General features: G+C 59.5%; 13 protein-coding genes. 4 read left to right on the top strand and 9 right to left on the bottom strand.

Annotation, left to right across the window (positions count from 1 at the left end; translation table 11 throughout):
• Positions 1 to 51 precede the first annotated feature (51 nt).
• Complete coding sequence (gene typA, locus Q0753_RS12415) at positions 52 to 1,878, bottom strand: translational GTPase TypA (RefSeq protein ID WP_298721393.1); 1,827 nt, start codon at positions 1,876 to 1,878, stop codon at positions 52 to 54.
• Between the two features lie 343 nt (positions 1,879 to 2,221).
• Between typA and glnA the strand changes: the two genes are divergently transcribed.
• On the top strand, positions 2,222 to 3,631 hold the full coding sequence (gene glnA, locus Q0753_RS12410) for a glutamate--ammonia ligase (protein WP_298721389.1): 1,410 nt from the start codon (positions 2,222 to 2,224) through the stop codon (positions 3,629 to 3,631).
• A 415-nt stretch (positions 3,632 to 4,046) separates the two neighbouring features.
• On the opposite strand, the gene Q0753_RS12405 is transcribed toward glnA, so the two are convergent.
• Genes Q0753_RS12405 through slyA form a run of 3 tightly spaced genes read right to left on the bottom strand, consistent with a single transcriptional unit; the run spans position 4,047 to position 6,595 of the window.
• Positions 4,047 to 5,063 carry a DUF2955 domain-containing protein gene (locus Q0753_RS12405; RefSeq protein WP_298721386.1) on the bottom strand — a complete coding sequence of 339 codons (1,017 nt, stop codon included), beginning with the start codon at positions 5,061 to 5,063 and terminating at the stop codon, positions 4,047 to 4,049.
• Positions 5,064 to 5,073: 10 nt separating this feature from the next.
• A complete protein-coding gene (locus Q0753_RS12400; protein ID WP_298721383.1) occupies positions 5,074 to 6,123 on the bottom strand; it encodes an HlyD family secretion protein in 1,050 nt (349 codons plus the stop codon).
• A gap of 16 nt (positions 6,124 to 6,139) precedes the next feature.
• Entirely contained in the window at positions 6,140 to 6,595 is a 456-nt protein-coding gene (slyA, locus tag Q0753_RS12395) for a transcriptional regulator SlyA (protein WP_298721380.1), read from the bottom strand.
• A 225-nt stretch (positions 6,596 to 6,820) separates the two neighbouring features.
• On the opposite strand from slyA, the gene glnL reads away from it, so the two are divergent.
• The 3 genes from glnL to add are packed head-to-tail and all read left to right on the top strand — an operon-like array spanning position 6,821 to position 10,364.
• Positions 6,821 to 7,891, top strand: a complete 1,071-nt coding sequence (glnL, locus tag Q0753_RS12390) for a nitrogen regulation protein NR(II) (protein ID WP_298721376.1) — start codon at positions 6,821 to 6,823, stop codon at positions 7,889 to 7,891.
• A gap of 9 nt (positions 7,892 to 7,900) precedes the next feature.
• Positions 7,901 to 9,334: a nitrogen regulation protein NR(I) gene (glnG, locus tag Q0753_RS12385; protein WP_298721373.1), complete on the top strand. Its 1,434-nt coding sequence runs from the start codon at positions 7,901 to 7,903 to the stop codon at positions 9,332 to 9,334.
• 25 nt (positions 9,335 to 9,359) lie between these two features.
• Positions 9,360 to 10,364 (top strand): adenosine deaminase, encoded by a 1,005-nt coding sequence (gene add / locus Q0753_RS12380; RefSeq protein ID WP_298721370.1) that lies wholly within the window; start codon positions 9,360 to 9,362, stop codon positions 10,362 to 10,364.
• Positions 10,365 to 10,706: 342 nt separating this feature from the next.
• Here the strand turns inward: add and hemN are convergent, their stop codons facing one another.
• The 5 genes from hemN to Q0753_RS12355 are packed head-to-tail and all read right to left on the bottom strand — an operon-like array spanning position 10,707 to position 14,460.
• Entirely contained in the window at positions 10,707 to 12,077 is a 1,371-nt protein-coding gene (gene hemN / locus Q0753_RS12375; RefSeq protein ID WP_298721367.1) for an oxygen-independent coproporphyrinogen III oxidase, read from the bottom strand.
• A 12-nt stretch (positions 12,078 to 12,089) separates the two neighbouring features.
• Positions 12,090 to 12,533 (bottom strand): DUF2489 domain-containing protein, encoded by a 444-nt coding sequence (locus Q0753_RS12370; RefSeq protein ID WP_344964264.1) that lies wholly within the window; start codon positions 12,531 to 12,533, stop codon positions 12,090 to 12,092.
• Positions 12,534 to 12,544: 11 nt separating this feature from the next.
• Positions 12,545 to 13,135, bottom strand: a complete 591-nt coding sequence (yihI, locus tag Q0753_RS12365) for a Der GTPase-activating protein YihI (RefSeq protein ID WP_298721362.1) — start codon at positions 13,133 to 13,135, stop codon at positions 12,545 to 12,547.
• Complete coding sequence (locus Q0753_RS12360) at positions 13,132 to 13,794, bottom strand: class I SAM-dependent methyltransferase (protein ID WP_298721359.1); 663 nt, start codon at positions 13,792 to 13,794, stop codon at positions 13,132 to 13,134. The genes yihI and Q0753_RS12360 overlap by 4 nt, the downstream gene beginning before the upstream one ends.
• 48 nt (positions 13,795 to 13,842) lie before the next feature.
• The gene (locus Q0753_RS12355; RefSeq protein WP_298721356.1) at positions 13,843 to 14,460 is read right to left on the bottom strand and encodes a c-type cytochrome; all 618 of its coding nucleotides are present in this window, start codon (positions 14,458 to 14,460) and stop codon (positions 13,843 to 13,845) included.
• Positions 14,461 to 14,512 lie beyond the last annotated feature (52 nt).

Here is a 14,512-nt window from a genome sequence, read left to right as displayed (position 1 = left end):
ATAAAAAGGGCGCCCTCAGGCGCCCTTTATCGTTAGCTCAGCAAGTCGGAATTAATCGCGACCGGCACGCTTACGTTCGTTCTCGGTCAGAGCACGCTTGCGAATACGCAGGTGGTTCGGCGTCACTTCAACCAGCTCGTCGTCACCGATGAATTCCAGTGACTGCTCCAGGGTCATCTTGATCGGCGTGACCAGGGTCAGCGCTTCATCGGTACCGGACGCACGAACGTTGGTCAGCTGCTTGCCTTTAATGCAGTTAACGGTCAGGTCGTTGGCACGGCTGTGAATACCGATGACCATGCCTTCGTATACTTCGGTGGCGTGATCGATAAACAGACGGCCGCGTTCCTGAATATTGAACAGCGAGTAGGCAGAAGCCTTGCCCTTGGCGTTGGAAATCAGTACGCCGTTGGTACGAGCACCGATGGTGCCGCCTTTATGCGGACCGTAGTGGTCGAAGCTGTGGTTCATCAGGCCGGAGCCTGAAGTCAGGGTCATGAATTCGGTCTGGAAACCGATCAAGCCACGGGCGGGAACGATAAAGTCGATACGCACACGGCCCTTGCCATCCGGCACCATGTCGGTCATTTCGGCTTTACGCTCACCCAGCTTCTCCATGATGGAGCCCTGGTGCTCTTCTTCCACGTCGACGGTCAGGTTCTCGAAAGGTTCCATCTTGACGCCGTTTTCTGTTTTCAGAATAACTTCCGGACGAGATACCGCCAGCTCGTAGCCTTCACGACGCATGTTTTCGATCAGGATGCCCAGGTGCAGTTCACCACGGCCGGATACGCGGAACTTGTCCGGATCGGCGCCCTGTTCAACACGCAGTGCCACGTTGTGCACCAGCTCGGACGTCAGACGCTCCATGATGTTACGTGAGGTCACGTACTTGCCATCGAGGCCGGCGAACGGCGAGTTGTTGACCTGGAAGGTCATGGTCACGGTCGGCTCGTCAACAGACAGCGGCGGCAGTGCTTCGACTGAACCTTGCGCACAGATGGTATCGGAGATTTTCAGCTCGCCCAGGCCGGTAACAGCCACGATGTCACCGGCGTTACCTTCGGTGGCTTCGGTGCGCAGCAGGCCAAGATAGCCCATGACCATGCCCACTTTACCGTTACGAGTCTGACCATCGGCACCGATTACGGTGACCTGCTGGTTGACGCGAACGGTACCGCGCTTGATGCGGCCGATGCCGATAACACCTACGTAGGAGGAGTAATCCAGCTGGGAGATCTGCATCTGCAGCGGACCGTCCAGATCGGCATCGGGTACCGGAACCTGGTCGACGATGGTCTGGAACAGCGCGGTCATGTCCGGTTCTGGCGCATCCACATCCAGAGAGGCCCAGCCGTTGATGCCGGAGGCATAAATGACCTGGAAGTCGAGCTGGTCGTCGGTTGCACCCAGGTTATCGAACAGGTCAAAAACCTGATCCAGTACCCAGTCGGGACGCGCGCCCGGCTTGTCGACCTTGTTGATGACCACGATGGGCTTCAGGCCCTGGGCAAATGCCTTCTGGGTCACGAAGCGAGTCTGCGGCATGGGACCTTCCTGCGCATCAACCAGCAGCAGTACCGAGTCAACCATAGACATAACACGTTCCACTTCACCACCGAAATCGGCGTGTCCCGGGGTGTCCACGATGTTGATGCGGTATGCCTGCTCGTCGGGAGCGGTCCAGCGAATAGCGGTGTTCTTGGCAAGAATGGTAATGCCGCGCTCCCGCTCTATGTCATTGGAGTCCATGACTCGCTCTTCTGCTTCGCCACGGCTTTCCAGCGTGCCGGACTGCTGCAGAAGCTTGTCTACCAGGGTGGTTTTACCATGGTCGACGTGCGCGATGATTGCGATATTACGTAAGTTATCTAACATTCCTGCCTCAAAATACCGGGGGTGGATAAAAAATCGTCGTCATTTTACTCGCCCACCTCGGATCTGCCTAGCAGAATTGAAAATTACTGCTCGACAACTTCCCAAGGGGCTTTTAATGCACCATGATGATCGGCGCCGGCGCCTTACTGCACCAAAAGGATCCACTAATGCACCAACTTAGTGCATCAAAACGGCCATTGGTTCTCTTACATCAGGATAAACACCAGTGTGACAAGCATTTGGCAAACTGGCACAGTTTTCGCTTTGTATTTATCTGTAGCGATGGCAATTGATGAATTTGTTCATCAAACCCTAGGATGATTATTTTTGGAGGTCGAAATCCATGTCAGTAGAAAACGTAATGGACATGATCAAGGAACACGATGTCAAATTCATCGATCTGCGCTTTACCGATATCAAGGGTAAAGAGCAGCATATCAGCATTCCGGTCAATCAGATAAACGACGACTTCTTTGAAGAAGGCAAGATGTTCGATGGCTCTTCCATGACCGCATGGAAGACCATTCACGAATCCGACATGGTACTGATGCCCGATCCGGCTTCTGCGGTGATGGACCCTTTCACCGAAGACGCGACCATGAATATTCGCTGTGACGTGCTCGAGCCGGGCACCATGCAGGGCTATGACCGTGACCCGCGCTCCATCGCCCGCCGCGCCGAAGAATACCTGGTGTCTACCGGCATCGCCGACACCGTGCTGATCGGTCCCGAGCCCGAATTCTTCATGTTTGACGACGTGCGCTTCCATACCGACATGGCCGGCAGCTTCTTCAAGATTGATGATTCAGAAGCCAAGTGGAACTCCGGCAGCGAATATGCCGAAGGCAACAAGGGTCACCGTCCCGGCGTTAAGGGCGGCTACTTCCCGGTTGCCCCGATCGACTCCTCCCACGACATCCGTTCCGCCATGTGTCTGGTGATGGAAGAGATGGGCCTGGTGGTTGAAGCTCACCACCACGAGGTGGCGACGGCCGGCCAGAACGAAATTGCCTGCAAGTTCAACACCCTGACCCTGAAGGCCGATGAAATTCAGATCTACAAGTATGTGGTTCACAACGTGGCGCATGCCTTCAACAAGACCGCTACCTTCATGCCCAAGCCGCTGGTAGGTGATAACGGTTCCGGTATGCACGTACACCAGTCTCTGGCCAAGAACGGTGAAAACCTGTTCGCCGGCGACCTGTACGGTGGCCTGTCTGAAACTGCCCTGTTCTACATCGGCGGTATCATCAAGCACGCCCGCGCCCTGAACGCCATCACCAACCCGGCCACCAACTCCTACAAGCGTCTGGTACCCGGCTTTGAAGCGCCGGTCATGCTGGCCTACTCGGCTCGTAACCGTTCTGCCTCTATCCGTATCCCGCTGGTTGGCTCGCCCAAGGCTCGTCGTATCGAGACCCGCTTCCCGGATCCGGCTGCCAACCCGTACCTGTGCTTCGCCGCGCTGCTGATGGCCGGCCTGGACGGTATTCAGAACAAGATCCACCCGGGCGATGCCATGGACAAGGACTTGTACGATCTGCCGGCCGAAGAAGCCGCCGAGATCCCGACTGTCGCCGTGTCTCTGGACAACGCACTGGACAACCTGAACCAGGATCGCGAGTTCCTGACCCGCGGTGGTGTATTCAGCGACGAGTTCATCGACGCCTACATCAAGTACAAGCGTGTTGAAACCGAAACCATCAACATGGCGACGCACCCGCTGGAATACGACCTGTACTATTCCGTTTAAGCTTTAAGCGGTAAGCTGTCAGCTATAAGCTGGAAATTGAAAGGCCCGGGAAACCGGGCCTTTTTTTGTATATAAATTGTGAGGGGTTAGGGGTGAGGAGCAAAGACAAACCATTGCGAGCATGGGATCTGCGTTAGGCTTGCAGGTTTCTACTCGCCTGCGGGTTTGCGCCGAATAAATTGGCGCCTACAAAAGATCGACACTCCGGAATTGCCTGTGGGAGCTGCAACAGGAGACTCCGATACAACCAGGAGGACAAAGGGATCTGCTCAGCCGACCATCTGACCGCCATGGATGGCGCGGCTGAGCCTCCAGGGAGGGATTTACGGCGAGTCGGCGGAGCGGGCCCTTTGCCCTCCTGGCCTCTGACGTACTCCTCACTCCTCACTCCTCACTCCTCACCCCTCACGCAAGATTACCCCAGAATCTCATGTCGGGTAGAAGGAAACAGGTTGAGCACCTTGTGCACCAGATACACACAGCACAGGGTCAGCAGAATGGCGATGGTCATCGAACTCATCCGATACAGGGCGCTGTACACCAGATCATGCTCCGGTGACACATACTGGCCGAACAGAATGCCCACCGTGGTGAGGCCGGCAAAGCCCACCCCCGGCATGCCTTCCTTCACATGCCAGCGCGCAAATACCATGGCGCACAGCCAGAATGACAGCGTCAGCAACAGCAGGTTGTGATAATAGCTGTATAAAAACAGCTGGGTCAGCAACCCCAGCGCACAGCCGAGCAGGGTGCCCATGCAACGCTGACGACCCGACTGCACCGCCCCGACAAAACTCATGGGAAACAGCACCAGCACCGTCGCCACCTGGGCCGAGAGCGAGTCCACCAGATCGACCGTCTGAAACACCGTGAAACTGAGGGTCGCCACTATGGCGCCCAGCAGCGCCTGATGACGGATGATATTATCGCTTTTGGCGGGCAGCGCCCGCGCCACCGGCGGCTCGCGATTGGGCAGCAGCGCATAGGCGATATAGGCCAGTGCCACCGATAACAGCGAGGCGGTGATATTGCTCATCGCCATGTCGGCCAGATCGAACTGCCGGTAGCTGGAAAAGTGCAGCATGATGCTGAGGCTAACGCAACCCGAGGCGCCAAACAGCAGCATGGGGCCTCGGGCCATCAACAGAAACCGGCCCAGAAACAGGCAGAATACCACCACCGTAAAGGCCGGCGGCCAATGATTCAGCAGGCCGGGCAGCACCATGATCTCGAGCGAGGTCAGCAGCGACGAGCCGATGAACTGCAGGCTGACGAAGCGGTTCAGCACCGGCACCATGCCCAGTAACAGCATGGGGTAGACGGTGAAGAAAACCCCGAAGTTCCAGTTCATCATCTTGGCGATCAGCATACCGGCGGCACTGCCAAAGGCGATACGCAGACAAACGCGCAGCCGATCCGGGGTCAGTTCCATGCTTGTCTCCTCAGTACAGGTAACGCAGCAGGCTGACCAGCCGCGCCTGCATGGCGGCCAGGCCGTTCAGCACCGGGTTGTCGACCGGATACAGCTGCACCGTGGCCTTGGCGCCGGTGGCCAGCGGCGGCCAGGTGTCATCCAGTGCAATGTGGGTGCGCAGGCGCTGGGCGTCCCGCACCCAGCGATCGGAATTGACCGGCTGGGCCAGTAGCCCGTCGGCCGCCTGCTGACCTTCCCTGACGCCGCTGTCGATACTGGTAACGTGGCCGGAAAATATTTGCCCCGGCAAGGCATCGAAGATGACATCGACCGGGGTGCCGCTCTGCACATGGCGCAGGCTTTTTTCACGCAAGTCCGCACTCACCCAGGCCTGATCGGAAATCAGCGCCATCAGCGGCTGGCCGGCCGCCGCATGCTGACCCTGGCGCAACTGCAGGTTGCCGATGCGGCCGCGACTTTCCGCATACACCCGGGTACGCGCCAGCTCGAGCCGAGCCTGACGCAGGGCCACCTCGGCCTGCTCGACGGCAAGACCCGCCGCCGTCAGCGCCTGCTCGACTTCCTGCCGGCGGGCCTCGGCCACGGCGAGGGCATCACGCGCCAGGCTGGTGCCGGTGTTGGCCTGTTCCAGCTGTTGCTGCGACATATGACCCTGACGGTGCAGTCGGGCGATTCGCGCCGCCTCCCGCTCCTGTTCCTGCAGCTGCAGCCCGGCCTGGTGGGTTTCGGCCTTCACTTCCGCCAGACCGGACTGCGCCCTGTCTTGTGCCACTTTTGCCTGACGCTGCGCCAGCTCGGCCCGCCTGACCGCCAGTTGATAATCGCTGTCGTCCAGTTCGAACAGCAGCTGCCCCGGATCGACTCGCTGATTGTTGGTGACATGCACCCGGCTGACCTGGCCGGACACCCGGGCCGAGACCGGCACCACATAGCGCTGAATGCGGGCTTCCGGTGTCATCGGCATGTAGTTGTCGGCGATGACGAAATAAATAAAAAGCAGAAAAAAGGCGCTCAGGGCCACTTTTATCCAGCGGCTGAAACTCTGTTCTGGCGTCATGATGACCTCGGTTGCGTTATTCTTTGTGACCACAGATACCGTTGAGGTTCCGGTTGATGTGCTCCACCATGCGATTGAATTCCTTGATTTCCTGTTCACTCAGGCCCGCCAGTACCTGCTGGCGGGTCTGATCCAGCACCGCGTCCATCTCATCCATCAGCGGGCGCACCGCCGGCGTCAGATGCACCCTCTTGCCACGGCGATCATCGGCACAGGGCCGACGCTCCACCAGCCCCAGCTGTTCCAGCCCGTCCAGGGTGCGTACCAGCGACGGACTTTCCACCCCGACCCGGCGCGCCAGCTGATGCTGTTGAATACCATCTTCGTATTTTAGATGTGTCAGGGTGATCCAGCGGCTTTGGGTCAGCCCCAGCGGCTTGAGCCGCTCATCGTTGAGCCAGCGCCACTGCCGAACCAGACAGGCCAGAGACATTCCCAGGGTTTTCATCGCCACCTCCGAGTTAGTTAGCATGCTAATTATGCTCTTGCTAACGATATTATTCAAATTCACGGACTGCATCAGCCAGCTCCCTGGTCCGTTCTGGCAAATCGGCAGGTTTCTTGCATTCTTACGCTACCAGTAGCGGCACCAGTACGGGGCATACAGAGCCACCCTGCCCTCGAGCGGCAAGGGCGCCGAATTCGGGTTAGAATGCATGCACCATGGTGGTGCAAATGCAGACGAGAGGACAACAAGGTGCCGGAATCCCAGCCAGACGTACAAGCGATTATCGATAACCTGCTCACGGCGGTGCTGGTGGTGGATGCCGAGCTGCAGGTGCTGTTTGCCAATACCGCCGCCGAGCAGTTGCTGCCCCTGAGCAAGCGCCGGCTGCAGGCGATGCCGCTCAATCTGGCGGACGAAGATATTTCGCTGGATACCGCCCGTATCAGGCACTGCATCGACCGCGAGCAGGGCTTTACCGACAGCGAGGTGCAGCTGATGATCGACGGCGTGCCGCGCTGGGTTGAAGTCAGCGTCACTCCTCTGCCCTGGTCCGGCTCCTCATCACCGCGGACACAGACTCGGGCGTTGATCGAACTTCGGCTGATCGATCAGCAGAAAAAAATCAGCCAGGAGCTGCAGCAGCGCACCCAGCAACAGGCGGCGCGGGAGCTGGTGCGCGGCCTGGCCCACGAAATAAAGAACCCCCTGGGTGGCCTGCGCGGGGCGGCCCAGCTGCTGGAGCGAGAGCTGCCCCGGGAAGAGCTGAAAGAATTTACCCAGCTGATCATCGCCCAGGCGGACCGGCTGCGTAATCTGGTGGACCGACTGCTGGGTCCTCAACGACCCGGCCGGCGGCAAATCACCAATCTGCATTCGGTACTGGAGCAGGTGCGCCGGCTGGTGGCGATGGAAATACCGCCCGGCATCAGCCTGGACCGGGATTACGATCCCAGCATTCCCGACTTCGAGATGGATCCGGAGCAACTGCAGCAGGCCCTGCTCAACATAGTACGCAACGCCGCCGAGGCGCTGGGCGAGCAGGGGCACATTCAGATCAGAACCCGCACCGCCTTTCAGGTGATGCTGCAAGGTCGCCGCTACCGGCTGGCGGCGGAGATTCGCATTATCGACGACGGCCCCGGCATTCCCGAGCCCCTGCGCGACACCCTGTTCTACCCCATGGTGACCGGACGCGACGGCGGCACCGGGCTGGGGCTGTCTATCGCGCAGGATCTGATCCACCAGCACCAGGGCCGCATAGAGACCCAAAGTCGCCCCGGACGCACCGAATTTATTATCTATCTGCCATTACGCCGCTAGGAGAGCCTTATGACCGAACAAGTATGGATAGTCGATGACGACAGCTCGATTCGCTGGGTGCTGGAACGTGCCCTGAGCCAGGCCGGCTTCGACTGCCAGAGCTTTGCCGACGGCGAAAGCGTGCTGGCGGCCCTGACCCGCAGCCAGCCCAGCGTGGTGGTGTCCGACATTCGCATGGGCGGCATGGATGGCCTGACCCTGCTGGGTGCCATTCACGAACAGGTGCCCCAGCTGCCGGTGATCATCATGACCGCCCACTCGGATCTGGACAGTGCGGTCAGCGCCTATCGTCACGGTGCCTTCGAATATCTGCCCAAACCCTTCGATATCGACGAGGCGGTCACCCTGGTGCAGCGGGCCATGGCCCACCTGCGGGAGAGCAAGTCCAAGGGCCGGGTCGCCGAGCAGGAAAGCGTCAATGCGCCGGAAATCATCGGCGAAGCCCCGGCCATGCAGGAGGTATTTCGCGCCATCGGCCGTCTGGCCCGCTCTTCCATTTCGGTGCTGATCAACGGCCAGAGCGGCACCGGCAAGGAACTGGTGGCGCACGCGCTGCACAAGCACAGCCCTCGCGCCAGCAGCCCCTTTATTGCCCTGAACATGGCGGCCATTCCCAAGGATCTGATTGAATCGGAGCTGTTCGGCCATGAAAAAGGCGCCTTCACCGGGGCCAACAGCATTCGCCAGGGCCGCTTCGAACAGGCCAATGGCGGCACCCTCTTTCTCGATGAAATCGGCGACATGCCGCTGGATATTCAGACCCGGCTGCTGCGGGTATTGTCCGACGGCCAGTTTTACCGGGTCGGCGGCCATCAGCCGATCAAGGTGGACGTACGCATCATCGCCGCCACTCATCAGGATCTGGAGCTGAAGGTGGACGATGGCGACTTTCGCGAAGACTTGTTCCACCGGCTCAACGTCATTCGCGTCCATATGCCGGCGCTGAAAGACCGACGGGAAGACATTCCCAAGCTGGCCCGTCACTTTCTGGCCCGGGCGGCCAAAGAGCTGAGTGTGGAGGCCAAGGGCCTGCATCCGGACGCTCAGGCCTGCCTGCAATCACTACCCTGGCCCGGTAACGTACGCCAGCTGGAAAACGTCTGCCGCTGGCTGACGGTGATGGCGTCGGGTCAGGAGGTGCTGGTCTCCGATCTGCCACCCGAGCTGATGCAAAAGGAACGGGAGAAAGACAAAAGCGGCGCCACGCAAGACTGGCGTCAGGCGCTGCAGGACTGGGCCCGGCAAGAACTGGCCCTGGGTCATCAACATCTGCTGGCTCATGCCCTGCCCGACTTCGAACGCATCCTGCTCGACTGTGCCCTGACCCATACTCAGGGTCACAAACAGGACGCCGCCCGTCTGCTCGGCTGGGGTCGCAATACCCTGACCCGCAAGCTGAAAGAGTTGCATGGTGAAGACCATTTGGCCGAGGATAAAGACTAACGGCTCCACACCACGAGGAAATGCCATGATAGATCCCAGTCTGCCCCTGCTCGACCTGCACCGTCATCTGGATGGCAATATCCGTCCCGCCACCATACTGGAACTGGGCCAGCGCTTTGACATGGCGCTGCCCGCCACCACCCTGGCGGGGCTGCGCCCTCATGTGCAGGTAAGGGATAATGCACCGGATCTGATGTCGTTTCTCGCCAAACTGGACTGGGGCGTCAGGGTGCTGGGCAGTTACGATGCCTGCCGTCGGGTCGCCTATGAAAACGTCGAGGATCTGCAACGCGCCGGCATCGACTATGCCGAGCTGCGCTTCAGCCCCGGCTACATGGCGATGAGCCACCACCTCGACCCCGAGGGCGTGGTGGAAGCGGTGATCGACGGGGTGGCCGCCGGCAGCCGCGACTTCGGCGTACCGGTCAAGCTGATCGGCATCATGAGTCGCACCTTCGGCCAACAGGCCTGCGAACGAGAGCTGGCCGCCTGTCTGGCCCACAAGGACAAACTCATCGCCATGGATCTGGCCGGTGACGAGTTGGGGTTTCCCGGCGGGCTGTTCGAAGAGCACTTTCGACGGGTGCGCGACGCCGGTCTGCATATCACGGTGCACGCCGGTGAAGCGGCGGGCAGTAACAGCGTCTGGCAGGCCATTCGGGAGCTGGGTGCCGAGCGCATCGGCCACGGGGTAAAAGCGGTACAGGACGAATCCCTGCTCGACTATCTGGCCAAGCAACGCATCGGTATCGAAACCTGTCTGACCTCCAACCTGCAGACCAGCACGGTCACCGAGCTGAGCAGCCATCCCATTCACCGCTTTCTGGAAAAAGGCCTGTCAGTTTGTCTGAATACCGACGACCCGGCGGTACAGGGCATAGAGCTGCGTCATGAATATACCGATGCCGCGCTGGCCACCGGCCTGACGCCGGTGCAGACCCGCCGGTGTCAGGAAAACGCCCTGGCCATGGCCTTTATCAGCGCCGAAGAAAAAGCCGCCCTGCTGCTGGCCAGCGCCGCAAGGGAGTAACCCATCCCCTCGGTGGCTCTGTGAACAAGAGGCACCAGGGTTGCCTCTTCCGACACGCTTCAAGTACGTCCATGTAGCGCTCAGCACATGACATCCCTGTCATGTGACGGTCGGCTAAGGCAATCCCTGCAGCCTCCTCCATGAACCGGAGCTGTTTGTTGGGAGTACCATCTGACAACGCGCGGCTCAAAGGAGGACAAAGGGATCTGCTCCGCCGACCTTCTGTTTCAGGGATGAAACAGAGAGCTCCCACGGATGGGTTCATGGCGTGTCGGCGGAGCGGGCCCTTTGTCCGATATGTGACAACGAACATGCAGCTTCGATTGCGTCGTAGCGCTTCGCTTAAATAACCCGCGAGAACTGTTGCATCCGCGCCTGGCGGCGCAGGTGCACGTCGAAACACATGCAGATATTGCGGATCAGCAGCTGGCCCTTGGCCGCAACCTTGATGGCGTCGTCGCTCAAGGTCACCAGACCATCGTCGATGAAGGTCTGCAGCAGCTTGAGATCCTCGGCGAAATAGTCGGCAAAACCAATGCCGTACTGCCGCTCCAGCGGCGCGAATTCCAGCTCGAAGTTGCAGATCAACGTCTTGATCAGATCCCGGCGCAGACAGTCGTCTTCGTTCAGGGCATAGCCGACGGTCTGGGCGTGGCCCAATTCGTCCAGCTGGCCGTAATACAGCTTCAGATCCTTGTGATTCTGGGAGTAGGCATCACCAATCATGCTGATGGCCGACACCCCCAGCCCCAGTAAATCGCAGTCACCCTGGGTGGTATAACCCTGAAAATTGCGGTGCAGCTCGCCTTCCCGCTGGGCCACCGCCAGGCTGTCGTCCGGCAGCGCAAAGTGATCCATGCCGATAAACTGATAACCCTGGCCGGTCAGATAGGCGATGCTGTCCTGCAACATCGCCAGCTTCTTCGCCGGGGCCGGCATATCCTCATCTTTCAGCTTGCGCTGGGCAGAGAAACGGCTCGGCAGGTGAGCATAATTGAACACCGACAGACGGGCCGGCTTCATCGCCACCACCTGTTCCAGGGTATGGTGAAAGCTTTCCGGGGTCTGCAGCGGCAGGCCGTAGATCAGATCCAGATTGGTGGAGCCGAAGCCCAGCTCGGCGGCCCGGCTGACCAGCGCCTTGATGAAGTCGTTATCCTGCTCCCGGTTGACCACCCGCTGCACGTCTTTGTTGAAGTCCTGCACGCCCAGGCTGATACGGTTGAAACCTTCCTCTTTCAGCACATCCAGCAGGCTCAGCTCGATGCGGCGCGGATCGATCTCGATGCTGAATTCGCCCTGTTCGGCAAAGCGAAAGTGCCGGCGCAGCAGGCCGTTCAGACGACGGATCTGGGGTTCGGTCAAAAAGGTGGGGGTGCCGCCGCCCCAGTGCAACTGGGTTACGGTGCGATCGACAAACAGCGGTGCCAGACGCGCAACTTCCCGCTCCAGATAATCAAGGTAGATGTCGGCCTTGTCCTGGTGACGGGTGATGACCTTGTTGCAGCCACAGTAGTAACACAGCTTGTGGCAGAAGGGGATATGCACATAGAGCGACAGCGGTCGTCCGGGATAACGGCCGGCGGCGGCTTCGAGTTCCGCCATGCCAAAGCCGTCATTGAACTCCAGCGCCGTGGGGTAAGAAGTATAACGCGGCCCCGAATAGTTATACTTTTCGATCAGGGCCTGATCCCACTCTATCTGTGCTGACATAACCTCTCCCGGTCAGCGACCGGGCAGTTCCAGGCTGGCCAGCCGCGTTACCTCAATTTTGATTTGTGCTTCCAGTTCCTGTTCGAAACCGGCTCGTTGCAGATCCATACGCATGATTTCGTTGCGCTTGTACTGCTTGCGGGCGTCGTGGGTCGGCATTTCTCTGACCCGTTCATACAGATCGTAGAGGCCCGGGTATTCGCCGGCAAATTCCTTTGGCTGTGCAAACTGCAGGGCGTTGAGCAGGTTGGCCAGCCGAATGGCGCCTTCCGACAGGTTGCATTGATCTTCGCGCACCGCCATGGCGATGGTGCGAATGCTCTCCAGAATACGCTCGTTACGCCGGGTAATGGCCTGCTGCTGGCGCTGGGTTTGCAGCTTCAGTCGAGCCAGCAATCTACCCGCATAAACCGCCAGCCCCACTATGATGACGCCGCCCACGAGGGCGGCAATCAACCAGGGTGAGATCATGACTTATCTTCCTTGTCTTCGTATTGCGCAGGATCAAGATCCGCATCCATAAAACGGGTCCAGAGATCGTCGCCTTCTGCCGGCTCTTCTTCATCTTCTTCCAGCAGGCCGAGTTCTTCCAGCAACTGCTGATGACGAGCCAGGGTCTGGTCCAGCCAGCCGGCATCGTTTTTGCCCAGCTTCTCGCCCGCATCCACTTTATCCAGCAGGGTATTGAGCCGCTCGTTGTTTTCCAGCTGCTCCAGTTCCTGTTCCGGCGTCAGCGCCTCGACATCGGTGTCGATAACCGGTGTTACCCTGGCCGGTTTGGGGGCCTTGGCCGGCTTGGCAGGCTTGGAGGAATCGGCCACCTTGGTGGTTTCCCCCTGCACCAGGGCTATCGGTTTTTTCGAACCCAGACGCGGATCCCGAGGTGTCTTGCTGCCGCCGTGCTGCTGGCCGGACTCGCCGGTGTTATGCCGGGAGCCGGGTGCCAGCCCCTTGCGTTTGGCCTTGCGCTTGCGATCCTTGCTCTGCTCGGCAGTTTCCCGACTTTCCTTGCGGGCTCCGATTTGACCCGGAGTACGGGTCTTTTTAATGCGTGTCATACAGACTCCGGTATTTGCAGAAGTATCACATCGGCACCGATGAATTCGATACCGAGCCCGTCCCGTGCCGCCAGCCAGAGAAAGGTTTCCCGGCTGAAAAAGCTGACATGGGTGGGATCCTGTTTGTAATGCCAGTTGGCAAAGGCCGCCTGGTCTCGAGCCAGCTTGGTCATGATGGCCAGCCAGCCTCCCGGTCGAAGCAGGGTCAGCAACTGCTGCCATTCCCTGCCCGGCCGGTAAAAATGTTCTATCGCCTCGGTGCAGCAGACAAAGTCGTAACGCTGCTGCAACCGGTCCGGATAATGTGCATAGTAAGGATCATAGGTGGTGGTGGCAAAGCCTGCTTCACTCAGCATGGCCGCCAGCGCCGGGCCGGGGCCACAACCGAAATCGAGCCCTCGGCTGCCTGCCGGCAGGCGGGTCATCAGCGGATCGGCCACTCGCGCCAGAAAACGCCGATAGCCCATGTCATCGGGCCGATTCTCATGCAAATCATATTCTGCCTTCTCCGCTGCCGCATCCAGCCGATTGTCGGGGTCGACAAAAATCAGTCGGCACCGCTCACAGCAATGGTAACGCCGCCGCGCATCCTGCCAGAACAGAGACGTCTCGATATGGTCACAAAGGGGACAGTTCAGGTCGTGCAGCAGGGCAGACATGGGGAAACCAGAGAAAGCAGGGGGCGCCGGGCCCCCGGAGTGATAGTATTAACGCAGACCCGCTACGTACTGGGACAGTACGTCGATATCGTTATCGGTCAGCTTGGCAGCAACGCCGCGCATCATGCCGTTGTGGTCGTTGGCACGCTCGCCACTGCGGAACATCTTCAGCTGAGCCGCAATATAGGCAGGGTACTGACCAGACAGCCGCGGGAACTTGGCCGATTCCAGGCCTTCGCCACGGGGGCCGTGACAGGCGATACAGGCGGTAATACCGCGCTCGATGTCACCACCCTGATACAGGGCGGCACCCTGCTCGATCACCTCTTCCGGCGTGGCGACAGGGGTAACGGCCTGGCTGGCGAAATAGGCAGCCACATCGGCCATGTCCTGTTCGCTCAGCGGCATGGACATGCCGCCCATGATGGCGTTGGCACGGCCTTCACCACCGGTGGCGGCGGCCTTGAACTCGGCCAGTTGCTTGGCCAGGTAAGAGGCATGCTGACCGGCCAGTTTGGGATACATATCGGTCGGGCTGTTGCCATCGGCACCGTGGCATGCCACGCAGGTGGCAGATTTGGCTTTACCTGCTTCGACATCGCCCTGTGCCTGGACAACACCGGCCATTCCGAGTGTTAAGGCTAGCGTGAAAATAATTTTTTTCATGACGTTCCGACTTCTCGTTGTAAGAGCTTCCAGATCACATACCTGCGAGGGC

Origin of the sequence: uncultured Oceanisphaera sp., from assembly GCF_947495715.1 — a bacterium.
In the GTDB taxonomy this organism is placed as follows: Bacteria; Pseudomonadota; Gammaproteobacteria; order Enterobacterales; family Aeromonadaceae; genus Oceanimonas; species Oceanimonas sediminis.
This window is presented reverse-complemented; position numbering and strand designations above follow the sequence as displayed.